We start from the raw sequence: 22,103 nt of genomic DNA, 5'->3' as shown, positions 1-22,103 counted from the left end.
GGATTTGCCGCTGTATTTTATCGGGCCAAAGGGTTATATAGTCCGCGTTTCAGAGTGCCGGAAAAGTTCCCAGATGACCGAGACCACCGCCCCCCGCAGCAGCTTTGCCCTGTCTGATTGGCTGCGCCCCGGCCTGCTTTGGCTGGCCATTTCCTGCGTCGCAGCCCTCGCCTTTTTCAGCGATGGGGTGACGGCGCTGCTGCGTGCGTGGCAGTTGCCGGAATACAGCCACGGGCCGCTGATCCCGGTGCTGTCGGCGCTGCTGTTCCTGCGCCAGCTTAAAGAGGAACCCGTCCGCGATGGCCCGGTCACGGACCGCTGGCCGGGGGTGGTGCTGCTGATCGTGGCGATGCTGTTTGGCGCGCTTGGCACCCTGTCGGGGATCGACGATCTGGTGGCCTATGCGCTGATCCTGTGGGTTGGCGCCGTTCTGCTGATTTCCTTTGGATGGTCGCAGGGCAAGGCATTCTGGCCGCCGGTGCTGCATCTGGTCTATATGCTGCCGCTGCCGGGTGTGCTGTATTTCAAGATGTCCACCTGGCTTCAGCTGATTTCGTCGGAACTGGGCGTGTTTTTCCTGCGCCTGATCGACGTGCCGGTGTTCCTTGAAGGCAATATCATCGACCTTGGCGTTTACAAACTGCATGTGGCCGAGGCCTGTTCCGGCCTGCGTTACCTGTTCCCGATCCTGTCGTTCAGCTATATCTTTGCGGTGCTGTATCGCGGCCCGGTCTGGCACAAGGCCGTGCTGCTGCTGGCCGCCGCGCCGATCACGGTGCTGATGAACTCGGTCCGTATCGCCTTTGCGGGCTGGATCGTGAACTATGTCGGGCTGGAACATCTGGAAGGCTTTACCCACTTTTTCGAAGGCTGGGTGGTGTTTCTGCTGTGTGTGCTGATGCTGTTCCTGCTGGCATGGGTGCTGCTGTTCCTGCGCCGCGACCGGCTGAGCCTGGTGGACGCGCTGGATCTGAACACCGCCGGTCTGGGCACGCAATTCAGCCGCCTGCGCCTGATCGAACCGTCCAAGGCGCTGATCGCCGCCACCGCGCTGCTGATCGCCGGGGCGGTTGCGGTTCAGATGCGCCCCGAAGTGCAGACCATTCAGGTCGATCGCACACCGCTGACGCTGTTCCCGACCCGCATCGGCGAATGGCGGTCGGACGGGCCGACCCCGCTTGACCCGGCCATCGCACGGTCGCTGGCGGCAGATGACTATATCTCGGCGTCTTATATCCACCCCGATTCCAGCGCGCCGGTGCAGTTCTTTTCGGCCTATTACTACGATCAGTCCAAGGGCGGCATCCATTCGCCTGAAATCTGCCTGCCCGGCTCTGGCTGGGAAATCGCCTGGCTTCAGCGCGAAGATATTGCGCCGCAACTGGGGCTGGATCAGCCGTTCAACCTGAACCGGGCGATCATCCAGCAGGGCAACACCCGAATGATGGTCTATTACTGGTTCGAACAGCATGGCCGCCGCACCGCATGGGATTTCGCGGCCAAGATGTGGCTGCTGTGGGATGCGATCACCATTCAGCGCACCGATGGCGCGCTGGTGCGGATCATCACCCCGATCAATCACGGCGAAACCGACCAGCAGGCCGAGGCGCGGCTTCAGCAAATGCTGAAAGACAGCCTGCCGCTGTTGCCGCGTTATATCCCCGAAGCGTAAGGGCTGGCTGCACACACCGGCTGCGGCGGATCACTTCGCACCCGCAGCCGGTTGTTTTGCCTCATTCTGGGACTTGCGCATAACGGTCTTATCGGATAGTCTAAACACACATAATTTTCAGTCGCTGTGCGTCAGCGGCTGATTTATGCCTGTTTGCAGAATGTTGCCCGGCGGGAATGTGCCGTTTTGGGGCGTTATTCTGTTGTGCATCTGGCAGCGCGCGCATTGTCGTTGCTGCAATAATTTCCCAAACCTAGGTTAACCTTGGACAGCCGCAGGCTTGTCCACTGTTGTAACAAGATTGGGCAATTCAATGGTTCCTTCTATCTTCAAGACGGCTGCGGTCGCCGGCGCGGTAACGCTGGCGTCGCTGACGGCGGCTTCGGCTGCGACCACCTCCATCGTGGCCAATGACAGCTATCTCAGCGTCGGCGGCATCGTGTCGGCGCCGGGAACGTCGTTCCAATACGACTATACCGCGTCCGAGGATCTGACCGTCGATCAGATCGCGCTCAGCGCCGTTGGCGGGGCGAGTGATGTCGGCAAGATCACCGCGACGCTGGTCGGCACGTCGGAAAGCACGGTCATCGCGCCTTATAACAGCGGTCTGGTGTCGTTCGGCGGGGGCTTTTTGTCTGGCTTTGCACTGAAGGCGGGCGAAAGCTTTTCGATCCTGTTCGACGTGCTGGCAGGCGACGCCCTGACGAATGGCGTCGGCGTTCAGGTCAGCTTTGACACCATGGCCCCGGCCCCCGTGCCGGTGCCTGCTGCGGCTGGCCTGCTGGTGACGGCGCTTGGCGGATTGGGCTTTGCCGCCCGTCGCAAGCGCAAATCGGCCTGATCCGAACCCCACCCCGAAAAGGAAGGGCGGCTGTCATGGCCGCCTTTCGTTATTCCAGCGCCGCCATGCGCGACAGCAGCAGTTCTTGTGAAATCTCGCCCACATGGACGCCGCGCAGCACCCCGTCGCGCCCGACAAACAGCGTCGCGGGCAGGCCGATAGAGGAATAATGGCGGCCAAAGCGCCCATGGCGATCCAGCACCACATTGGGCAGGTTGATGCCCTCGGTCGCCAGATAGGTGGCGATCCGGGCGGCATCCTCGCGCTGGTTGACGAACAGGAATACCGTGTCAGAGTTGTCGCGCGCGACATCCGCCATCATCGGCATTTCGCGCCGGCACGGGCCGCACCACGTCGCCCACAGGTTCACCACCACCGGCTGACCGACCAGACTGGCCGGGATCAGGCCCTGCCCATCCAGCGTCTGGAACTGTTCTTCGGGCAAAACCGCAGGGGGAACGCCGCCGGTCCACAGGATCAGCGCCACCGCCGTCACCAGCCCGGCGGCGGCGGGCGGCACCGTCCAGCGCAGCAGGTTGCCGTGGCGGCGCAGATAGACAAAGGTGAACACGATCATCGCGACGATGCCGTTCGACACCTTGAACCCGCCCTGCCACAAGGCCAGAGCGCGCCACGGTTGGGCGGAAAATGTGTCCATATACTCAAGCACATGGCCAAACCGCGCCGCCAGCACGAAAACCAGCACCGACAGCCACGCCCAGGTGCTTAGCCGGGGGTGGACGCGCCGCGCCAGCAGTTCTGACAGCAGCACGAACACCGCCAGCGCGGCGATGGCGGTAAAGCGTTCGGCGGAAAAGACCAGCGGACCAAGGGCAACAGCGTTCATACCCCCCGCTTGGCCCGCGTCCTGGCAAAAGTCCAGCCCCCTCCCGTTGACAATCGCGCCAACCGTCGCCTTGATCGCGGGCATCAAGGGGGGCGCATGGCCGATTTTCTGCTGCTGTTCATTGCCGGAGTTCTGGGCGGTGTGCTGAACGCCATCGCGGGCGGGGGCACCTTTATCACCTTTCCGGCGCTGGTGTTTACCGGCGTGCCGCCCGTTGCCGCGAATGCCACCACCACGGTTGCGGCACTGCCCGGCTATCTGGCCGCGACCATCAGCTTTCGCCGTGATATTGCCGCAATCTCGCAGGCGCCGCTGTTGCGGGTGACGGTCTGGACGATGATCGGCGGGGCGGTCGGCTCGGGCCTGTTGCTGGTCAGCTCGAACAAGGTGTTTGCCCTGCTGGTGCCCTTTCTGCTGCTGGCGGCGACGCTGATCTTTATGAACGGGCCGCGCATCCGGCAGGCGGCGGCGGGCTGGCGGCACGCCGTTGCGCCATTCGGGCTGGGCACGCTGCTGCCGGTGGCGGTGTATGGCGGCTATTTCAACGGCGGGTTGGGCATCATCCTGCTGGCGATGTTTTCCATGTGGGGCATGACCGACCTGCATCAGATGAACGGGCTGAAAAGCTGGCTGTCCTTTGCGCTGGCGGTGATCGCCTTTGCCGTCTTTGCAGCGGGCGGGCAGATCGTCTGGGGTCCGGCGGCGATCATGTCGGCAGGCACGATCATCGGCGGTGCCATGGGCGCGCCGGTGGCGCGGCGCATCCCGATGCCCGCGCTTCGCCTGTTGATCGCCGCCGTCGGATTCGGCATGACAGCGATATTCTTTTGGCGCCTGTGGAGCGGAGCATAACATGAGCGACATCAAACGGATCGAGACCGGCCAGCGGATGAGCCAGGCGGTCATTCACAACGGCATCGTCTATCTGGCCGGTCAGGTCGGAGAGCCGGGCACATCCGTCACCGACCAGACCAAGGCGGTTCTGGCCCAGATCGACCGCCTGCTGGCCGAGGCGGGCACCGACAAGACCCGCATTCTGACCGCACAGGTCTGGATGGCCGATATGGCCGATTTCGCCGAAATGAACGCCGTCTGGGATGGCTGGGTCGCCCCCGGCCATGCGCCCGCCCGCGCCACCGGCGAATCGGCGCTGGCAACGCCGGATTACAAGGTGGAAATCATCGTGGTTGCGGCGCAGTAATCGCCGCCAGAACCGAACGGGCCGCCCGATGGCCGGGCGGCTCGCCCCCTTGGCCCAGCCGCTGCATGGTCAGGGCCATGGCATCCAGTTGCGCCTGCCGCGCCGGGCCGTCGCGCAGCAGATCGACCAGCGCATCCGCCATCGGCGCAGGGCGGCAGTTCGCCGCGATGAATTCCGGCACCGCACGGGTTTCGCTGACCAGATTGACCAGCGTCACCGTATCGGTCAGCAGCATACGCAGGATGATCCAGCGGCTGATCGGTGCCATGTCATAGGCGATCACCATCGGCACCGCGTTCAGCGCCAGTTCCAGCGACACCGTGCCCGAGGCCGCAAGCGCCGCATCCGCCGCCGCAAAGGCCGCCGCCTTGTCCTCTGCCCCGGTCACGATCAGCGGCTGCACCGGCCAGTCGCGGCTGCGGGTTTCGATTTCGGCGCGCAGATTATCCAGCGTCGGCAGCACCACCCGTAACCCCGGCACCTGCGTCGCAACCAGCCCCAGCGTTTCGCCGAACCGCGCGGTCAGCCGCCCGATCTCGCCCCGGCGCGATCCGGGCAGGCACAGGACCAGCGGCGCATCTGCGGCAATGCCATGCGCCCCGCGAAACGCCTGCGCCTGATCCGGGCTGGCCGGGGTTGCCGTGGCGATCGGGTGGCCGACGAAATCGCAGCTCATCCCGGCGGCCTGCATATAGGGCGGCTCGAACGGCAGCAGCGCCAGAACGTGATCGACGACAGGCGCCATCTTTGCCGCCCGCCCCGGCCGCCACGCCCAGACCGAGGGCGCGACATAGTGGATCACCCGCAAATCCGGCCACAGCGCCCGCGCCCGCCGCGCCACCCGCAGACAAAAGTCGGGACTGTCGATGGTAATCAGCGCCGCGGGCCGCTCCGCCGCCACCGCCTGCGCGGTTTCCTCGATCCGGCGTTTCAGGTGGAAATAGCGGGGCAGCACCTCGGTCAACCCCATCAACGTCAGTTCCTGCATGGGAAAGCGGCTGGTCAGCCCCTGCCCCTGCATCAGCGGCCCGCCGATCCCGTCAAAGGCCGCGCCCGGCGACAGATCGCGCAGCCCCGCCATCAGCGCCGCGCCCAAGGCATCGCCAGACGGCTCGCCCGCGATCAGAAAAAACCTCATGCCGGTGGCCTTGTGGTGCCCGAAGATGCGTATTTAGACAAACAGGAAGCACGCGGGTTGCCCATCATTCGGCCCGCGCCCACAGAAACAGCCCCTGAGCATCCGCGCGGCGGATCGTTTCGTCGCGGTTCAGCACGATCACGCCAGAGGGTTCCCACGCGATGCCGGACAGACCGGCGGCAGCGGCCTGATCGACGGTATCAGGGCCGATGGTCGGCAGGTCGATCCGGCGGTCTTGCCCCGGCTTCGGAGCCTTATACAGCACACCGCCGCGCGGGGTCTTGCGCAGCGCCTGATGGCGGGCCGCAAATTCCAGCATCGCCTGCGTGCCCGGCAGGGTTTCGATGGCAAGGCACAGCCCGCCCGTCACGACGCAGCCCTGCCCGATGTCCAGCGGCCCGGTTGTTTTCAGAATGGCGGCGGCGCGTTCGGCATCGGCCTTGTCCTGCGGGGCAGGCTGGCCGCACAGCAGGCCCGGCCCCGGCACCAGATCGGGGGCGATGTCGGGCAGCGTGCAGATGGTCAGGCCGGATTCCTCGAAGATGTCCAGCAGCGCCCGCAAGGCCGCGTCATCGCCCGATTGCATCGCCATCAGCATACGCGGCACCAGTTGCGCGGTGCGCGGGTCAAACATCTCGGGGTCGAGGCGCGGGCGCTGCACCGCACCGGCAAAGATCACCCGCGTGATACCCGTATCGCTCAGATGATCCAGAAACGGCACCAGCCGCTCCAGCCGAAAGGGCGTGGCCGGGATCGGCGGGGCGAACCCCTCCAGCGTATAGACGGGCGCGCCGGGCAGCCGCGCGGCCAGATCGGGGGCCAGGCCCCCCTGCCCGGCGATGATGGCAATATCGCTCATCCCGGATGCGGCGTCAGAAAGCTGCGATCCGAGGGGCCGAGGATGAAATCAAGCACCTCGCGCTGCATCGGGGTCAGGTCGCCGGATGCCGCGCCGCGCGCCTTTTCCCGGAAACTGCCGCTGCCCAGGGCGGTCAGCAGATCGCGCAGCGCCGCAATGTCAGAGCGCGCCGCACCGCGCCGTTTCAGACCGACGAGGTTCAGCCCGTCCAGATGCGCGCGCGGCCCCTGCACCAGACCATGCGGGATCACATCCGCCGTGACCATCGACAGCGCCCCGATCATCGCGCCGCGCCCGATGCGGACGAACTGATGCACGCCGGACAGACCGCCCACGATCACGTCGTCCTCTAACACGCAATGGCCCGCGACGGCGACGTTATTCACCAGAATCACCCGGTCTCCGATCTGGCAGTCATGGGCGACATGGCTGCCGGCCATGAACAGCCCGTCATCGCCGACACGAGTCAGCCCGCCGCCCCCCACGGTCCCCGGATTCATGGTGACATATTCGCGGATACGGTTGCGCGCACCGATTTCCAGCCGCGTGTCCTCGCCTCGAAACTTCAGATCCTGCGGCGCCTCACCGATGCAGGCAAAGGGAAACACGGTGGTTTCGTCGCCGATCACCGTATCGCCCGCCAGAACCACATGCGATTTCAGCACCACACCACGCCCCAGCCGAACCTGCGGCCCGATCACGCAGAACGGCCCGATCTGGCAGTCCGGGCCGATCACGGCCCCGTCCTCGATCACGGCCGAGGGGTGGATCACGGCGTCAGTCATCGGCCTTCAGCGCCATCATCGCGGTGAACTCGGCCTGCGCGGCCAGTTGCCCATCGACCAGCGCCCGGCCCTCGAATTTCCAGATCTTGCCGCCGCCGCGCTTGGCATTGACATGCAGTTCCAGCACATCGCCCGGCACCACCATGCGACGGAACTTGCAGGCGTCGATCCCCATGAAATAGGTCAACAACGGCTTGTCGATGATGTTCATGCTGATGCCCACCACCACGGCCGAGGTCTGCGCCATCGCCTCGATGATGGTGACGCCGGGCATCACCGGCTCGGCTGGAAAATGCCCCTGAAAATGCGGCTCGTTGCAGGTGACATTCTTGATCCCTACCGCAGATTGATGAGGCACGATGTCGCGCACCTTGTCGATGAACAGGAACGGATAGCGATGCGGGATGATCCGCTTGATAAGGGCCAGATCGGCCTCGGTATAGGGGGCGGGGGTTGGTTTTGTATCGGCCATGATCCGTCCTTCGCGCGTTTCCAACCGACTAGCAAACCAAAGGTCGGGTTGACAAGGTTGCGTAATCCAGAACCGGACGGCAGCCCATCTTTGGTCCCTAAATATCCTCTGGGGGTCCGGGGGGCGAAGCGCCCCCGGCTTTGGGCGCTACACGATCCGTCAGCCCCGCCGCCGCGCCTCAACCAACCAGCCGACGATCAGCAGACCAGCGATCAGCCCCAGCCAGACCCAGCCGGGCAGCAGGGGCCGGCGGGCAAGGCCCGTCACCGTTGCCGCCTCGCGCGGGGTCAGGGCGATCCAGCGGCCAAGCGCGGTTTCGCCAAAGGCCTGCCGCCCGGCGCGCACGGTTCGCAGATCGGGCACGCCATCCGACAGGTGCATCACCGCCCCGCCACTGGTCTGCGCCAGGGGGCCAAGCAAAGCCTCGCTGGCGACCGTCTGTTCGAACTCGCGCGGCGCGGCGGGGCCAAGCGCCAGCACCCGCGTCAGATCGCCGTCAGCCAGCCGATACAGCCCCGGCCCCGGCGCGACCCAATCGGCCACAAAGCGCCCCGGCCCGGCGGGCGTCAGCGGCAGGTCCAGCGCAAGCCCCTCTGGCCCGATGATGCGCAGCGGCCCGGCGGTGTCCTGCATCGTACGCCGGGTCAGCCGCACCCGCAGGTCGGTGCCGACATCGGCCAGCAGGGTTTCCTCGTCCAGTTCGGGTTCCTGCATCGACCAATGGGCGATGCGGCGCAGCAGTTCCAGTTGCGGACCGCCGCCCTCAAAGCCGCGCCCCCACAGCCAGACCTGATCGCTGGTCATCTGCGCCACCCGCCCCTGCCCCACACGGTCGAGGACCAGCAGCGGGCGATCATCCGCGCCGGTCATCGCCACCACCCCGCGCGACACGATGGTATCGGCCATGCGCAGCCAGCGGCCCCATGGATCGGCAGGCGCATCCTCCGGGCCGACCGCGCCCGGCAGGCCCGATGTGACCGGATGGCGCGCGCCCTCATCCGTCAGGCGCGGCAGGAAAGGCGCGTCGATCACCCGCCCGGTGGGCCGCGCGGGCAGGATACGGCCCAGCGGCGACAGGTTCAGGCTTTCGACGCCCGCCATCTCTGGCCCGGCGGCGACCAGAATCGCGCCGCCCTGTTCCACATAGCGGGCGATGTTTTCGTAATAATCGGCGGGCAGAATGCCCTGCACCCGATAGCGATCAAAGATAATCAGGTCGAAATCGTCGATCCGCTGCATGAACAGTTCCTGCGTCGGAAAGGCGATCAGCGCCAGTTCATCCACCGGCACTCCGTCGAATTTATCCGGCGGGCGCAGGATGGTGAAATGGATCAGGTCCACCCCCGCATCCGATTTCAGCAGGTTACGCCATGTCCGTTCCCCGGCATGAGGCTGCCCCGACACCAGCAGCACCCGCAGCCGGTCACGCACCCCGGTGATCGACAGCACGGCCGAGTTGTTCAGCGCCGTCAGCTCTTGCCCCTCGGGCGGGTCGATGCCGATCTGAACCACGTTTTGCCCGGCATGAGCAGGCACGACCGGCAGATCCAGCGGCGCGCCGACCGGCACGGCAAAGACCTGTTCTTCCCCGCCATCAAGGCTGATCCGCAGTGTCGCTGGCTGGGCCGTCACATCGGCGGGGACGGCGCCCTGATCCTCGATCCGCAGGCGGATGGTGGCGGGTTCGCCGATCAGGCCAAAGGCCGGGGCCTCGTCGATGACCAGCCGCCGGTCCCAATCGCCGGGGTTGCCAGTCAGCAGCAGATGCACGGGCGCGGGCGCATCGGACGGGATCATGGCGGCGTCATGCGCCTGCCCGTCCGTCACCGCGATCACCCCGGCCAGGCGCGATTCCGGTTCAGCCGCGATGGCGCGGGTCAGCGCGGTGCCGATCAGACTGCCGTCGCCGTCATCGCCCACCGTCACCCGGCGCAGTTCCGTATCGGGCAGCGCGGCGATCTGACGGCCAAGCGCCTCGATGGCGGCATCGGTCTGCGCCGCACGCCCCGGCAGCGACTGGCTGGCGCTGCGGTCATCCAGCAGGATCACGATGTCGCTCAGCCCTGCGCGGGTGCCGATTTCCAGCGCAGGCCCGGCCAAGGCCGCCGCCGCCGCCAGCCCGGCCAGCGCGCGCCAGCCCCAGCCGCGCAAGCCGCGCCACAGCGCAAACCCCGCCGCCAACAGCGCAAGCGCCGCCAGCGCGGCGATCAGCCACCATGGCAGGGCAGGGTCGAAACGCAGGGCGGTCATCGCTGCATCTCCTCGATGCGCAGGCGGTCCAGCAGGGCCGGAACATGGACCTGATCGGATTTGTAATTGCCGGTCAGCACATACATCACCAGATTGACGCCGAACCGAAAGGCCATCTCGCGCTGACGCTCGCCCTCATAGCCGCGCCCCACGGGGAACACCGGCATCCCCTCATCGTCCAGCGCCCATGCCTCGGCCCAGGAGTTTCCGCCGATGATGACCGGCGACACGCCGTCGTTCAGGTTGCGGAACGGCATCCCCTCATCCGCCTCGGCCCCGGCTGGCGGGGCTTCGGCCCAGACCGGCGCGCCCTGCCAGCGGCCCGGAAAGCCTTGCAGCAGGTAAAAGCTGCGGGTCAGCACATGATCTTCGGGGATCGGGGCCAGCGGCGGCACATCCAGCGGCGCCGCCAACGAGGCCAGATCGGCCCGGCCATCCGGCCCGCCCACGCCAGTCACATCGCCGTCGCGGGTGTCGAACAGGATCATCCCGCCCGATCGCAGAAAGTGGTTCAGCCGCAAATAGGCCATGGGCGATGGCGCGGGCTGACCAGCCGTCACCGGCCAGTAAAGAAAGGTCAGCACCGACAGATCGTCGCTGTCCAGATCAATGCCGACCGGCGCGCCCGGCTCGACCGAGGTGCGCAGCGACAGAACGCGCGACAGCCCGGTCAGCCCCTGATAAGAGGTCTCGTCCACGGCCTCGTCCCCGGTCAGCACATAGGCCAGCGCGACCTCATCGGCGGCGCGGGCGGTTTCGGGCGGCACCTCTTGCGCCATGGCGCGGGGGGCGGGCCATGCGGCCAGCAGCATCAGCAGCGCAGCCGCCGCCGCCGTGGTTGTCGCGGCGGAACGGCGGCGGCGCGACAGCGCGGCGGTGGCCAGCGCATCCAGTACCATCAGCAGCACCGCCAGCGCGATCAGCGGCGCGGCCAGCGCGCGGCCCGATTGCGCCGCCGCATCCTCGATCGCCGCGCCATCCCACAGCGCCGGGGTCAGCGCCGTGCCCGCGTTCAGCGCCGCGCGGCGCTCGCCCGCCGCATAGATGCCCGCCGGTTGCCCCGGCCCCGGCCCGCGCGCGAAATCCTGCGCCGCGACCGGCACCGGATCGGCGGCGGGGCTGGCGCGGCCCCAGCCGTCCAGCAGCACCTGCGGCACCAAGTAATCCGCCGTCTCCGCCGCAGGCGCATCGCCGGGCGCGGCCCGTGCCGAACCGATCAGCCGATCCAGCATCTGCACGAACAGCCCCGACAGCGGCAGGTTCGACCATTCCGCATTCGCGGTGACGTGGAACAGCACCACCTGCCCCTGCCCCTCGGCCATGCGGGTTATCAGCGGGGTGCCGTCCACCAGCGCCGCAATCGTGCGCGACGACAGATCCGGCGAGGGCTGCGCGATCAGTTGCGCGCGCACGGTGACTTCGGCAGGCGGGGTCAGCCCGGCGAACAGCCCTTGGGCGGCAAAGGGCGCGACGGCGCGCGGATCGCCCCATGACAGCGCACCACCCACATCGCGCCCGCCGGGGCGCAGCGCGACGGGCAGCAGAGGTTCGGCATCCAGCCGGTCACTGGCGGCCATGCGCGGCCCGGCAAAGCGGATCAGCAGCCCGCCCGCCTGCACCCATTCCGCCAGCCGCCCGGTTTCGGGCAGGCCGACCTGATCGGCCAGCACGATCACATCGGGCGCGGCGTCCAGCACATCGGCCAGCCCGCCCTCGATCACATCGGCCACGGGGATCAGTGCCCGGCGCAGATAGTGCATCGGCGACAGCAGTTCCTGCCCCTCGGCCGCGCCTGCGGCATCGCCGACCAGCGCCACCTTGTGCCGCCGCAGCCGGTCATCGGCCAGCACCACCGCACCCGCATGGGCCACGCCCTCGATCTGATAGCGGGTGATGCGGTTGCGCAATTCCGGCGGCAGGTCGATGGCCACGGCGCGGCGCTGCCCCTGCCCCTGCCCCTGTTGCCCTTGAGCCACCGGATCGCCGGGGTTCAGCCGGGCCAGCGCGCGCAGGGTGCCTTGCGGGTCAGGGCCGATCGCCTCGACCTGCGGCACCTGACCGGCGGTCAGGCTGTGCAGTATCAGCGCGGGGGTCTGACCGCCCTCCAGCGTCAGCGACAGCACCGGCGCGGCGGGCGGCACCACCGTCACCGGCCCGCGCGCCGTCAGCGCGGCCAGCCAGGCGGCGCGGTTCGGATGATCCAGCCCGTCGCTGATCCACAGCGTCGCCAACTGCCCCGGCGGCGTGGCGGACAGCGCCGCATCGGCATCATCCGGCAGAGCGGTCGTCCAGGCCGCAGGCCGTGCCGCGCGCAAGGCGGGCAGCAGATCGCTGCCGGTCTGAAAGGCCAGCGGCCCCTGCCCCGCCGCCGCGCCATCGGCGATCAGCAGCGCGACGGGCCGGCCTGCGGCGGCGGCCTCGGTCAGGGCGCGTTCGGCGCGGGCCTGCCGCTGCGGCCAGTCGGGGGCAGCGGGCCAGCCGGCGTCCAGCACCACCAGCAGCGGCCCGGTTTGCGCGTCGCGCGGCTGCGGTTGCCACACCGGCCCGGCAAAAGCGACGATCAGCGCCGCCACCGCCAGCAGCCGCAGCAGCAACAGCCACCACGGCGTGCGCCGCGCCACCGGGTGCCGGTCGGTCAGCCCCGCCAGCAGCGCCGCGCCGGGAAATTCCTGCCGCCGGGGTGATGGCGGCAGCGCGCGCAGGATCAGCCACAGCGCAGGCAAGGCGACCAGCGCGGTCAGGATCAGCGGCGCGGCAAAGCCAAGCGGGCCAAGGATCAGCACCCGATCACTCCTCCAGCATCTGATACAGCCACATCAGCGCCTGTGCCGGTGCGGCAGCGGTGTCATGGGTGCCAAAGCGCCAGCCCGCCGCTGCGCAGGCCGCGCGGATGTCGGCCCGCCGCTGCGCCAGCCGCGCCAGATAGGCATCGCGCAGGCCCGCCGCATCGCGGGTATCGTGGCGCGCGGCCCCGCCCGGCGCCTGAAACAGCACCGAGCCGGCATAGGGAAAGGTTTCCTCGTCCGGGTCCAGCACTTGCAGCACGACGCCGCGCAGCCCCATGGCCGCGGCACGGGCGATGAGATCCAGCAGCGGCTGCACCGGGGTCAGGAAATCGCCGATCAGCACCAGCCGCTGACCGGGGCGCGCGGCCTCGGCGGGCAGAGCCTCGGTCGCGGGATGCAGCAGCAGTTCCTGCGCCAGCCTCTCGCCCTGCGCGCGCCCGGCCCGCGCCGGATCGCCCCCCGCCAGCCCGACCTTTTCGCCGCCGCGCAGCAGCACCAGCGCCAGCGACAGGGCCAGCACCTGCGCCCGCGCCTGTTTGGTGGGCCGGTCGGGCGCGCCCGACCACGCCATCCCCGGCCCGCCCGCAACCCACAGCGACACGGCCTGCGCCGTCTGCGCCTCGCGGTCACGGACAAAGCGGGCATCCGACCGGGCCGAGCGGCGCCAGTCGATGCTGCGGGCGGTGTCGCCGGGCTGCGCCGGGCGGTATTGCCAGAAATCTTCGCCCGGACCGGCGCGGCGCAGCCCATGCGCGCCGGGCGCGATCAGCGCCGCCAGCCGCTGCGCTGACAGGATCAGCGGCGGCAGATGGGCCGAGGCGGCATCCGCCCTTGCACGAAGATCGGCGGCGCTCACGCTCATGCGGCCTGGGTCAGCCCGGCGCGGCCCGCCAGCAGGCGGGCGATGATCGCATCCACGGTTTCCCCGCGCGCCCGCGCCGCAAAGCCCAGCGCCATGCGGTGCCGCAGCACCGGCGCGGCCAGCGCGGCCACATCGTCCAGCACCGGGGCAAAGCGGCCATGCAGCACCGCGCGCGCCCGCGTCACCAGCATCAGCGCCTGCGCCGCGCGCGGCCCCGGCCCCCAGATCAGCGATTCCGATACCCACGGCCCGGCCTCGTCCGCGCCGGGGCGGGCGGCGCGCACCAGATCGAGGATCGCGTCCACCACGGTTTCGCCAACCGGCATCTGCCGGATCAGCCGCTGCGCTGCGATCAGCCCCGGCCCGTCGAACACCGCATGCGCCGCGCCTTCGTCCAGCCCGGTGGTGGCCAGCAGGATGCCGCGTTCGGTGTCGCGGTCGGGGTAATCCACGTCGATCTGCAACAAAAAGCGGTCAAGCTGCGCCTCGGGCAGCGGATAGGTGCCCTCTTGTTCGATCGGGTTCTGCGTCGCCAGCACATGGAACGGGCGGCCAAGGTCGCGGTGCTGCCCCGCGACCGTCACCTGCCGTTCCTGCATCGCCTGCAACAGCGCCGATTGCGTGCGCGGGCTGGCGCGGTTGATTTCATCCGCCATCAGCAGCTGCGTGAACACCGGCCCCTCGATAAAGCGGAACGCGCGGGCGCCCGAGTCAGTGACATCCAGCACCTCGGACCCCAGAATATCGGCGGGCATCAGGTCGGGGGTGAACTGGATGCGCTGACTGTCCAGCCCCATGACGGTGGCCAGCGTATCGACCAGCATCGTCTTGCCCAGCCCCGGCTGACCGACCAGCAGCGCGTGCCCGCCCGCCAGAATCGCCGCCAGAACCTGTTCCACCACCTCATGCTGCCCGACGAACCGCTGTTCGACGCTGGCGCGCGCCTGCGCCAGACGCTCGGCCAGTGCGGTGACGTCGGCCACCAGATTTTCCTGCGAACCCATGACAAGCCCTTCCCGCTGTCGTATCACCCCTAGCTATAACAGTTGCAGAACGGACAACCACCGGGAATGGCCGATAAACCTGACAAAAGCGTGAGCGCCGAAGGGCTTGCCGCCGCCGCAAGCAAGGCGGCCAAGGGCGGCCTGCCGCCGGTTCACCTGTGGAATCCGCCCTATTGCGGCGAAATGGACATGGAAATCCGCGCCGACGGCACATGGTGGCACGAAGGCAGCCCCATCGGCCGCCCGGCCATGGTGCGGCTGTTTTCCACCATCCTGAAACGCGAGGGCGACCGGCATTATCTGGTGACTCCGGTCGAAAAGGTGGGCATCCGCGTGGTGGACGCGCCCTTTGTCGCCACGGATGCCGATATTGGCGACGCGATCACCTTTACCACCAATGTCGGCGATCAGGTCGTGGCGGATGCCGCCAATCCGATCACCGTCGAATCGCACGGGGGCGAGCCGCGCCCCTATGTGCATGTGCGCGGCGGCATGGTCGCGCTGATCGACCGCAAGACCTTTTACCGGCTGGCCGATGCCGCCACCCCCGGACCGGACGGGCGCATGGGCGTCACCTCGGCCGGAGCTTTCTTTCCATTGGAGCCGTAATGCCGCGTTTTGCCGCCAATCTGACGATGCTGTTCACCGAATTGCCCGTGCTGGCACGCTTTGCCGCCGCGCGGGATGCCGGGTTTCAGGGTGTCGAGATGCTGTTTCCCTATGATCTGGCCCCGCGCGATCTGGCCCGCGCTGCGCGGCAGAACGAACTGGATTTCGTGCTGCTGAACTGCCCGCCGCCGAACTGGGCGGGCGGGCCGCGCGGATTCGCCGCCCAGCCGGGGATGGAAGACCGCTTTCGCCGCGATTTCGACCGCGCCCTGCGCTTTGCCGAGGCGCTGAGCGCGCGCCACATCCACGTCATGGCGGGCAAGGCCCAGGGCGATGAGGCGCTGGACACCTTCCGCGCCAATCTGGACTGGGCCGCCAACCGCGCCCCGCACGCCAGCCTGACCATCGAGCCGATCAGCCAGACCGCGATGCCCGGCTATTTCCTGTCGGATTACGATCTGGCGGCGCGGATCATCACCGATCTGGGCGCGCCGAACCTTGGGCTGCAATTCGACGCCTATCACGCGCAGCTTATCACCGGCGACGCGGTGGCGGCATTTTCGGCGCATCGCCCGCTGATCCGCCACATCCAGATCGCCGGGGTGCCGGACCGCAATGAGCCGCTTGACGGCGGCGGGCTGGACTATGCCGCGTTCTTCGCGGCGGTGGATGGATCGGATTATCGCGGCTGGGTCAGCGCCGAATATACCCCGAAAACCATGACCGAAGCCGGGCTGGGCTGGCTGAAAAAGGCCGCAAACGTCTGAAAAGACGCCGGCCCTTCACAAAATCGGGAACCGGATGGCGTTCCGTGTGTTACCGCTTCAGACCCGTCAAGACGCTGCATGACGCAGCGCCGGGAAGACATTAAGGAAGGAAAGGCCATGAACTCGATCATCTATATCGTCGGCCTCGTTGTGGTTGTGCTGTTTATCCTGTCGTTCCTCGGCCTGCGCTGAGAACAGACGCTGGCGGCCCGGTCCATCGCCCCGGATGCCGGGTCGCCGCCACGATTGTTGCTGGCGATCCGGTGCTGGCTGTTATAGGGGGGCGGTAACGCGCAACCTGACAGAACGGCCCCATGGACATTCGCAACATCGCCATCATCGCCCACGTTGACCACGGCAAGACCACACTGGTCGATAAACTGCTGCAACAGTCGGGCAGCTTCCGCGAAAATCAGGCCGTCGCCGAACGCGCGATGGACAGCAACGACATCGAACGCGAACGCGGCATCACCATTCTGGCCAAGGCCACTTCGGTCGAATGGAAAGGCACCCGCATCAACATCGTGGACACCCCCGGCCACGCCGATTTCGGCGGCGAGGTGGAACGCATCCTGTCCATGGTCGATGGCGTCTGCCTGCTGGTCGATGCCGCCGAAGGGCCGATGCCGCAGACGAAATTCGTGACCTCGAAGGCACTGGCACTGGGGCTGCGCCCCATCGTGGTGCTGAACAAGGTCGATAAACCCGCCGCCGACCCGGAAAACGCGCTGAACGAGGTGTTCGACCTGTTCGCCAACCTGGGCGCGACCGACGAACAGCTTGATTTCCCGCATCTTTACGCATCGGGCATCGGCGGTTGGGCGGATGAATCGCTGGACGGGCCGCGTCAGGATCTGTCGGCGCTGTTCGATCTGATCCTGAAACACGTCCCTGCCCCGGCTCAGCAGACCCGCACGGACGAACCGTTCCAGATGATCGCGGTGACGCTGGCCGCCGACAACTTTCTGGGCCGCCTGCTGACCGGCCGGGTCGAGGCCGGGCGCGCCAAGGCGGGCGATACCGTCAAGGCGCTGTCGCGCGACGGCGAGCGGATCGAACAGTTCCGCATTTCCAAGGTGCTGGCCTTCCGCGGCCTGACCCAGCAACCCATCGACGAGGCGGTGGCAGGCGACATCGTGACGCTGGCCGGGATGGCCAAGGCGACGGTGGCCGACACGCTCTGCGCGCCCGAGGTCGAAACCGCCCTGCCCGCGCAGCCCATCGACCCGCCGACCATCAGCGTCACCTTTGGCATCAACGATTCGCCGCTGGCGGGCCGCGATGGCAGCAAAGTGCAGTCCCGCGTCATCCGCGAACGGCTGATGAAAGAGGCCGAATCAAACGTCGCCATCAAGGTCGAGGACACGCCGGGGGGTGACGCCTTTATCGTCTCGGGCCGGGGCGAATTGCAGATGGGCGTTCTGATCGAAAACATGCGCCGCGAGGGGTTCGAACTGTCGATCAGCCGCCCGCGCGTGATCTTTCGCGAAGAAGGCGGCGAGCGTCTGGAACCGATCGAGGAAGTCATCATCGACGTGGATGACGAATACACCGGCGCGGTCATCGACAAGCTGACCGGCAATCGCAAGGGCGATCTGGTCGAGATGCGCCCCGCCGGCCACGGCAAGACCCGTATCGTCGCGCATGTGCCGTCGCGCGGGCTGATCGGCTATCAGGGCGAATTCATGACCGACACGCGCGGCAACGGCGTGCTGAACCGCATCTTCCACGACTGGGCACCCTACAAGGGCGCGATTCAGGGCCGCCGTCAGGGCGTGCTGATTTCGATGGAGGACGGCGTGTCCGTCGCCTATGCGCTGTGGAACCTGGAAGAACGCGGCAAGATGTTCATCGGCGCGCAGGAACAGGTCTATCAGGGCATGATTATCGGCGAACATTCGCGCGATAACGATCTTGAGGTGAACCCGCTCAAGGGCAAAAAGCTGACCAACGTCCGCGCATCCGGCAGCGACGAGGCCGTGCGCCTGACCCCGCCCGTGCGGATGTCGCTGGAAGAGGCCATCGCCTATATCGACGATGACGAACTGGTCGAGGTCACGCCCAAGAACATCAGACTGCGAAAAAGACACCTAGACCCGCATGAGCGTAAACGGCAGGCTCGGGCCGAAGGTTAACCCACTGGCCGGAATCCCGTTTCATCGCGCGGAAAAACTCTGCTAACTTAACGATATGTCTGACAATACAATCCCTCAGGGCGGCAGCCGCATTCGCGAACTTATCGAAGCAGCAGAGCGGCTGATCGACCAGCATCGTCACACCCCGCTGACCATGGCCCAGATCGCGACCGAGGCGGGCCTGCCCGAATCGGTCGCCCGAGAGATTGTGCCAGACGAAAAGGCGATGATCGACGTGCTGGCGGATATGGCGATCACGCATCTGCTGGATTCGATCTCGCGCCGGACGGTGGCCATCGACACCGGCGACGCGCTGGAACGCCTGCGCGCCATCGCCGAAGGGTTCATGGAATGGGCGATGCAGCGCCCGCATGAATTCCTGCTGGCCGCCGACCGTAATCTGGTCACGATCAGCAACTCGGCCGCGCTGAAACGGCTGAACGATTCGGTCCTTGACCTGCTGCATCGCAGCATAAAAGAGGCGCAAACTCAGGGCAGGCTGAACCCGACCGCCGATCTGGACACCATGGCCGTCACCGGCCGCGCGCTGGTCTATGGCCTTGCCCGGATGAGTATTGACGGACATTTCGAAGAATGGGCCGTCAATCCCGAATCCGACCCGCAGGAAATCGCGCGCAAATCCTTTGATCTCTATCTGGATGCGATGTCGCAGAAAGCCGGAACGCAATAACGCTTGCGTGACGTGAAGTTATCGTCGCACGGCGGTTTAATGCGCACAAATCCGTGTTATCTTGCCGTTAACACTTTCTGCCGCATGACTGGGCCGGGTATGGATAGCCGACATTTTCAAAGCCGGGCGAGCGCTGCTTTGCTGAACCTGTTCGAAGAAACGCGCATGGTTCAGCCGACGCTGGAACAACTGGCCGGGAAATTACAGGTCAGCCCGGCAATGTTGGCGGATTTTTATCCTGATCTGGAAACGCCGACCCTGACCGTTGTGCAGGAAACACTGACGCTTATCAGCGACAGTTGCGTGCGCTGGCTGGTGCAGGCCGATCAGGATCAGCCGCTGGAACAGGCGCTTGCCCTTGCGCGTGGCTTTCTGGATTGGGCGCTGGAAAACCCAGAGCAACTGCGGCTGCTGGTCGATCCGCGGGTGCTGCATCTTGCTGACCGGCCCGAGATCACGCGCCAGATTCTGGCGCTGTTCCGTTTGCTGGACAAGATCCTGACCCGCGCCCGCGACATGGGCCATCTGCGCCCCGGCGTGGACCCCGCCCTGACCGTGCTGTCTGGTTTCAGCTTTGTTTACGGTCTGGCGCGGGTGGCCGATTTCAACCCGCTGGCGCGTTTTGTGGCGGAAAACGCCGATCAAGGCGGCGATTTCAACGCCGTGCTGTTTCAGGCGCTGGATAACTATGTCGATAATCTGCGCCCACAGTGACCTGATGCGGGCGGGACGGCGGGTTGGCCCCGCCGCCCTTTTGCGGCTGGATCAGCCCATCCGTTCACTGGCATAGCCGCCGGGGCTGGCCGGAAAGACCACGGTGCGGTCCACATTCAGGAACACGCGGTGGTGGATATGGGCGTGGATGGCGCGCGCCAGAACCTGCGCCTCGACATCGCGGCCAAGGGTGACGTAATCCGCCGCCGACTGGGCGTGCGTGACGCGCACCGTATCCTGTTCGATGATCGGGCCTTCGTCCAGATCGGCGGTGACGTAATGCGCCGTCGCGCCGATCAGCTTGACCCCGCGCTCATACGCCTGCTTATACGGGTTCGCCCCCTTGAAGGACGGCAGGAACGAGTGGTGGATGTTGATGACCCGGCCTTCCATCTTGCGGCACAGGGTATCGGACAGCACCTGCATATAGCGCGCCAGCACCACCAGATCGGTTTTCGTTTCCTCGACCAGCGCCAGCAGGCGGGCCTCGGCCTCGGGCTTGTTTTCGGGGGTGACGCGGATGTGGTGGAAGGGGATATCGTGATTCACGACAACCTTTTGATAGGTCAGGTGGTTCGACACCACGCCGACAATATCCACCGGCAGCGCGCCGATCTGCCAGCGATACAGCAGATCGTTCAGGCAGTGGCCGAAATTCGACACCATCAGCAGAACGCGGGCGCGCTGCGACGATTCGTGGATTGCCCATTCCATCGCAAAGGGGGCGGCAACCTCGGGGAAAATGTCGCGCAGGTGATCCGCCGTCGCCCCGGTTTCCGACCGAAAGCTGACGCGCATAAAGAACATGCCGTTGTTGGCATCGTCGAACTGCGCTGAGTCGGTGATATTGCACCCGTTATCAGCCAGAAAATTCGCAATTGCCGCAACGATGCCGCGGCGCGACGGGCAGGTGACGGTCAGGATCAGATCGGTCATCAGAAGGGTTCCCGCAAAAGTGATGCCCGGACGCTAGCGTAACGCGGCGCGGCCCTGAACCGCGCCTGCGACAGCTTTGCACACAAAGGCGACGTCAGATTTTCAGATCTGGCGTTCGGGCAGTTGCACGACCAGACCATCCAGTTCCGGCGTCACCTTGATCTGGCAGGTCAGACGCGAGCGCACCGGGTCGGGTTCATAGGCGAAATCCAGCATGTCGGATTCCATGTCGTCGCGCGGCGGCAGCTTGTCCAGCCAGGCGTCATCGACATAGACATGACAGGTAGAACAGGCGCAGGCACCGCCGCAATCGGCCTCGATCCCCGGAACGCCATTGTCACGCGCGCCCTCCATCACGGTCATGCCCGGCTTGACCTCGATGTCGTGACGGGTGCCGTTATGCTCGATATAGGTGATCTTCGCCATGCGTGGCTCCTTTCGCTACGCGCCGTCAGATAGGCGATCCGGCGGGCAAAGAAAAGGTCAGGGAAGCGGGATGAATTCGTCGCGGTCGTTCTGCGGCAGGTCGAACAGCCCCTGCCCCCAACGCCCGGCGCGCCATTCCTCTTTCGCGTGGTCGATCCGTTCCTTTGACGAGGCGACAAAGTTCCACCAGATATGGCGCGGCCCGTTCAGCGTCGCCCCGCCAAGCGCCATCAGCCGCGCGCCCGCAGGACCGGCGGCCACCGTGATCGCATCGCCGGGGCGGAACACCACCATCTGACCGGCGGCGAAATCCTGTCCGGCCACGGTGATACTGCCTTCGGTCACATAAAGGCCGCGATCCTCGTGATCGTCGGGCAGCGGAAAGCGGGCGTTGGCGGCCAGCGTCACGTCCAGATAGAACGCCTCGCTGAACAGGGTGGCGGGGGCGGTTTCGCCGTAAGCATTGCCAAGGATCAGCCGCGCGGAAACGCCCTGCGCCTGTATCAGCGGCAAGGCATCCGCGCTGTGGTGTTCAAAGAACGGGTCGCGATCCTCGGCCGATTCGGGAAGGGCGATCCATGTCTGGATGCCGAACAGCTTGTGCGGGGCCTTGCGCGCCGATTGCGGCGAGCGTTCGGAATGGCTGACGCCGCGCCCCGCGACCATCCAGTTCAGCTCGCCGGGCACGATCACCTGATCCGCGCCGGTGCTGTCCTGATGCTGGAACACGCCGCGATACAGATACGTGACGGTGCCAAGGCCGATATGCGGATGCGGGCGCACGTCGATGCCCTGTTCGGTCAGGAATTCCGCCGGACCCATCTGATCGAAAAAGATGAAGGGGCCGACCATCTGCCGCTGTGGCGCGGGCAAGGCACGGCGCACCTCGAACCCGCCCAGATCGCGGGCACGGGGGATGACCAGCGTTTCGATCGCCTCGGGGTGAACCGCGTCGGGGCTGCCGGGGGTCAGGGCCGGGTTCCAGCTCATGTCATGTCCTTTCGTCTGTTGCCCTCGATGTAGGGCGCACGACCCTGCGCTGCCAAGGCCGGATGCGTTCGCCAATCGCGAACACGGCGTCAGCGCGCGGCGCTGTGGGCCGGTGGCG

The 22,103-nt window shown here is 66.6% G+C and carries 21 protein-coding genes; 9 read left to right on the top strand and 12 right to left on the bottom strand.

Features of this window, described 5'->3' with window-relative positions:
• Positions 1–73 precede the first annotated feature (73 nt).
• Together xrtD and Q4G14_RS02720 are read left to right on the top strand one after the other, a co-directional pair.
• Positions 74–1,672, top strand: coding sequence for a VPLPA-CTERM-specific exosortase XrtD (gene xrtD, locus Q4G14_RS02725; RefSeq protein WP_303360186.1), 1,599 nt, complete (start codon positions 74–76; stop codon positions 1,670–1,672).
• 313 nt (positions 1,673–1,985) lie between these two features.
• A complete protein-coding gene (locus Q4G14_RS02720) occupies positions 1,986–2,513 on the top strand; it encodes a VPLPA-CTERM sorting domain-containing protein (protein WP_303360185.1) in 528 nt (175 codons plus the stop codon).
• A 49-nt stretch (positions 2,514–2,562) separates the two neighbouring features.
• Here Q4G14_RS02720 and Q4G14_RS02715 read toward each other — a convergent pair whose 3' ends face one another.
• The gene (locus Q4G14_RS02715) at positions 2,563–3,360 is read right to left on the bottom strand and encodes a TlpA disulfide reductase family protein (protein ID WP_303360184.1); all 798 of its coding nucleotides are present in this window, start codon (positions 3,358–3,360) and stop codon (positions 2,563–2,565) included.
• Between the two features lie 96 nt (positions 3,361–3,456).
• On the opposite strand from Q4G14_RS02715, the gene Q4G14_RS02710 reads away from it, so the two are divergent.
• Both Q4G14_RS02710 and Q4G14_RS02705 read left to right on the top strand, forming a co-directional pair.
• On the top strand, positions 3,457–4,212 hold the full coding sequence (locus tag Q4G14_RS02710; protein ID WP_303360183.1) for a sulfite exporter TauE/SafE family protein: 756 nt from the start codon (positions 3,457–3,459) through the stop codon (positions 4,210–4,212).
• A 1-nt stretch (position 4,213) separates the two neighbouring features.
• The gene (locus Q4G14_RS02705) at positions 4,214–4,561 is read left to right on the top strand and encodes a RidA family protein (RefSeq protein WP_303360182.1); all 348 of its coding nucleotides are present in this window, start codon (positions 4,214–4,216) and stop codon (positions 4,559–4,561) included.
• Here the strand turns inward: Q4G14_RS02705 and lpxB are convergent.
• The 8 genes from lpxB to Q4G14_RS02665 form a co-directional block, all read right to left on the bottom strand.
• A complete protein-coding gene (lpxB, locus tag Q4G14_RS02700; protein WP_303360181.1) occupies positions 4,539–5,699 on the bottom strand; it encodes a lipid-A-disaccharide synthase in 1,161 nt (386 codons plus the stop codon). The genes Q4G14_RS02705 and lpxB overlap by 23 nt on opposite strands.
• A 64-nt stretch (positions 5,700–5,763) precedes the next feature.
• Complete coding sequence (locus tag Q4G14_RS02695; protein ID WP_303360180.1) at positions 5,764–6,558, bottom strand: LpxI family protein; 795 nt, start codon at positions 6,556–6,558, stop codon at positions 5,764–5,766.
• Positions 6,555–7,343 carry an acyl-ACP--UDP-N-acetylglucosamine O-acyltransferase gene (lpxA, locus tag Q4G14_RS02690; RefSeq protein WP_303360179.1) on the bottom strand — a complete coding sequence of 263 codons (789 nt, stop codon included), beginning with the start codon at positions 7,341–7,343 and terminating at the stop codon, positions 6,555–6,557. The genes Q4G14_RS02695 and lpxA overlap by 4 nt, the downstream gene beginning before the upstream one ends.
• Entirely contained in the window at positions 7,336–7,815 is a 480-nt protein-coding gene (gene fabZ, locus Q4G14_RS02685; protein WP_303360178.1) for a 3-hydroxyacyl-ACP dehydratase FabZ, read from the bottom strand. Before fabZ ends, lpxA begins: the two co-directional genes overlap by 8 nt.
• Before the next feature lie 159 nt (positions 7,816–7,974).
• A complete protein-coding gene (locus tag Q4G14_RS02680; RefSeq protein WP_303360177.1) occupies positions 7,975–10,065 on the bottom strand; it encodes a hypothetical protein in 2,091 nt (696 codons plus the stop codon).
• Positions 10,062–12,848, bottom strand: coding sequence for a DUF4159 domain-containing protein (locus Q4G14_RS02675; protein ID WP_303360176.1), 2,787 nt, complete (start codon positions 12,846–12,848; stop codon positions 10,062–10,064). Before Q4G14_RS02675 ends, Q4G14_RS02680 begins: the two co-directional genes overlap by 4 nt.
• Positions 12,849–12,852: 4 nt before the next feature.
• On the bottom strand, positions 12,853–13,713 hold the full coding sequence (locus Q4G14_RS02670) for a DUF58 domain-containing protein (RefSeq protein ID WP_303360175.1): 861 nt from the start codon (positions 13,711–13,713) through the stop codon (positions 12,853–12,855).
• A complete protein-coding gene (locus Q4G14_RS02665; RefSeq protein ID WP_303360174.1) occupies positions 13,710–14,717 on the bottom strand; it encodes a MoxR family ATPase in 1,008 nt (335 codons plus the stop codon). The genes Q4G14_RS02670 and Q4G14_RS02665 overlap by 4 nt, the downstream gene beginning before the upstream one ends.
• Before the next feature lie 66 nt (positions 14,718–14,783).
• Here Q4G14_RS02665 and Q4G14_RS02660 point away from each other — a divergent pair, with 66 nt between their 5' ends.
• The 5 genes from Q4G14_RS02660 to Q4G14_RS02640 all read left to right on the top strand — a co-directional run bounded on the left by Q4G14_RS02660 (position 14,784) and on the right by Q4G14_RS02640 (position 19,633).
• Positions 14,784–15,326, top strand: coding sequence for a DUF1285 domain-containing protein (locus Q4G14_RS02660; RefSeq protein ID WP_303360173.1), 543 nt, complete (start codon positions 14,784–14,786; stop codon positions 15,324–15,326).
• On the top strand, positions 15,326–16,093 hold the full coding sequence (locus Q4G14_RS02655) for a hydroxypyruvate isomerase family protein (RefSeq protein WP_303360172.1): 768 nt from the start codon (positions 15,326–15,328) through the stop codon (positions 16,091–16,093). Before Q4G14_RS02660 ends, Q4G14_RS02655 begins: the two co-directional genes overlap by 1 nt.
• Before the next feature lie 314 nt (positions 16,094–16,407).
• Positions 16,408–18,228 (top strand): translational GTPase TypA, encoded by a 1,821-nt coding sequence (gene typA / locus Q4G14_RS02650; RefSeq protein WP_303360171.1) that lies wholly within the window; start codon positions 16,408–16,410, stop codon positions 18,226–18,228.
• A gap of 55 nt (positions 18,229–18,283) precedes the next feature.
• Positions 18,284–18,919: a TetR/AcrR family transcriptional regulator gene (locus Q4G14_RS02645; RefSeq protein ID WP_303360170.1), complete on the top strand. Its 636-nt coding sequence runs from the start codon at positions 18,284–18,286 to the stop codon at positions 18,917–18,919.
• A 165-nt stretch (positions 18,920–19,084) separates the two neighbouring features.
• On the top strand, positions 19,085–19,633 hold the full coding sequence (locus Q4G14_RS02640) for a WHG domain-containing protein (RefSeq protein WP_303360169.1): 549 nt from the start codon (positions 19,085–19,087) through the stop codon (positions 19,631–19,633).
• A gap of 51 nt (positions 19,634–19,684) precedes the next feature.
• Here Q4G14_RS02640 and purU read toward each other — a convergent pair whose 3' ends face one another.
• The 3 genes from purU to Q4G14_RS02625 form a co-directional block, all read right to left on the bottom strand.
• Positions 19,685–20,569 (bottom strand): formyltetrahydrofolate deformylase, encoded by an 885-nt coding sequence (purU, locus tag Q4G14_RS02635; RefSeq protein WP_303360168.1) that lies wholly within the window; start codon positions 20,567–20,569, stop codon positions 19,685–19,687.
• A gap of 102 nt (positions 20,570–20,671) precedes the next feature.
• Entirely contained in the window at positions 20,672–20,995 is a 324-nt protein-coding gene (locus Q4G14_RS02630; RefSeq protein WP_303360167.1) for a 2Fe-2S iron-sulfur cluster-binding protein, read from the bottom strand.
• A 57-nt stretch (positions 20,996–21,052) separates the two neighbouring features.
• A complete protein-coding gene (locus tag Q4G14_RS02625; protein ID WP_303360166.1) occupies positions 21,053–21,985 on the bottom strand; it encodes a pirin family protein in 933 nt (310 codons plus the stop codon).
• Positions 21,986–22,103 lie beyond the last annotated feature (118 nt).

Origin of the sequence: Paracoccus sp. (in: a-proteobacteria) (assembly GCF_030538755.1) — a bacterium.
Classification (GTDB): Bacteria; Pseudomonadota; Alphaproteobacteria; order Rhodobacterales; family Rhodobacteraceae; genus Paracoccus.
This window is presented reverse-complemented; position numbering and strand designations above follow the sequence as displayed.

Bases quoted from the DNA above. Each gene is read 5' to 3' on its own strand.
- xrtD (WP_303360186.1), top strand. From the start codon at position 74: ATGACCGAGACCACCGCCCCCCGCAGCAGCTTTGCCCTGTCTGATTGG.
- Q4G14_RS02720 (WP_303360185.1), top strand. From the start codon at position 1,986: ATGGTTCCTTCTATCTTCAAGACGGCTGCGGTCGCCGGCGCGGTAACG.
- Q4G14_RS02715 (WP_303360184.1), bottom strand. From the start codon at position 3,360: ATGAACGCTGTTGCCCTTGGTCCGCTGGTCTTTTCCGCCGAACGCTTT.
- Q4G14_RS02710 (WP_303360183.1), top strand. From the start codon at position 3,457: ATGGCCGATTTTCTGCTGCTGTTCATTGCCGGAGTTCTGGGCGGTGTG.
- Q4G14_RS02705 (WP_303360182.1), top strand. From the start codon at position 4,214: ATGAGCGACATCAAACGGATCGAGACCGGCCAGCGGATGAGCCAGGCG.
- lpxB (WP_303360181.1), bottom strand. From the start codon at position 5,699: ATGAGGTTTTTTCTGATCGCGGGCGAGCCGTCTGGCGATGCCTTGGGC.
- Q4G14_RS02695 (WP_303360180.1), bottom strand. From the start codon at position 6,558: ATGAGCGATATTGCCATCATCGCCGGGCAGGGGGGCCTGGCCCCCGAT.
- lpxA (WP_303360179.1), bottom strand. From the start codon at position 7,343: ATGACTGACGCCGTGATCCACCCCTCGGCCGTGATCGAGGACGGGGCC.
- fabZ (WP_303360178.1), bottom strand. From the start codon at position 7,815: ATGGCCGATACAAAACCAACCCCCGCCCCCTATACCGAGGCCGATCTG.
- Q4G14_RS02680 (WP_303360177.1), bottom strand. From the start codon at position 10,065: ATGACCGCCCTGCGTTTCGACCCTGCCCTGCCATGGTGGCTGATCGCC.
- Q4G14_RS02670 (WP_303360175.1), bottom strand. From the start codon at position 13,713: ATGAGCGTGAGCGCCGCCGATCTTCGTGCAAGGGCGGATGCCGCCTCG.
- Q4G14_RS02665 (WP_303360174.1), bottom strand. From the start codon at position 14,717: ATGGGTTCGCAGGAAAATCTGGTGGCCGACGTCACCGCACTGGCCGAG.
- Q4G14_RS02660 (WP_303360173.1), top strand. From the start codon at position 14,784: ATGGCCGATAAACCTGACAAAAGCGTGAGCGCCGAAGGGCTTGCCGCC.
- Q4G14_RS02655 (WP_303360172.1), top strand. From the start codon at position 15,326: ATGCCGCGTTTTGCCGCCAATCTGACGATGCTGTTCACCGAATTGCCC.
- typA (WP_303360171.1), top strand. From the start codon at position 16,408: ATGGACATTCGCAACATCGCCATCATCGCCCACGTTGACCACGGCAAG.
- Q4G14_RS02645 (WP_303360170.1), top strand. From the start codon at position 18,284: ATGTCTGACAATACAATCCCTCAGGGCGGCAGCCGCATTCGCGAACTT.
- Q4G14_RS02640 (WP_303360169.1), top strand. From the start codon at position 19,085: ATGGTTCAGCCGACGCTGGAACAACTGGCCGGGAAATTACAGGTCAGC.
- purU (WP_303360168.1), bottom strand. From the start codon at position 20,569: ATGACCGATCTGATCCTGACCGTCACCTGCCCGTCGCGCCGCGGCATC.
- Q4G14_RS02630 (WP_303360167.1), bottom strand. From the start codon at position 20,995: ATGGCGAAGATCACCTATATCGAGCATAACGGCACCCGTCACGACATC.
- Q4G14_RS02625 (WP_303360166.1), bottom strand. From the start codon at position 21,985: ATGAGCTGGAACCCGGCCCTGACCCCCGGCAGCCCCGACGCGGTTCAC.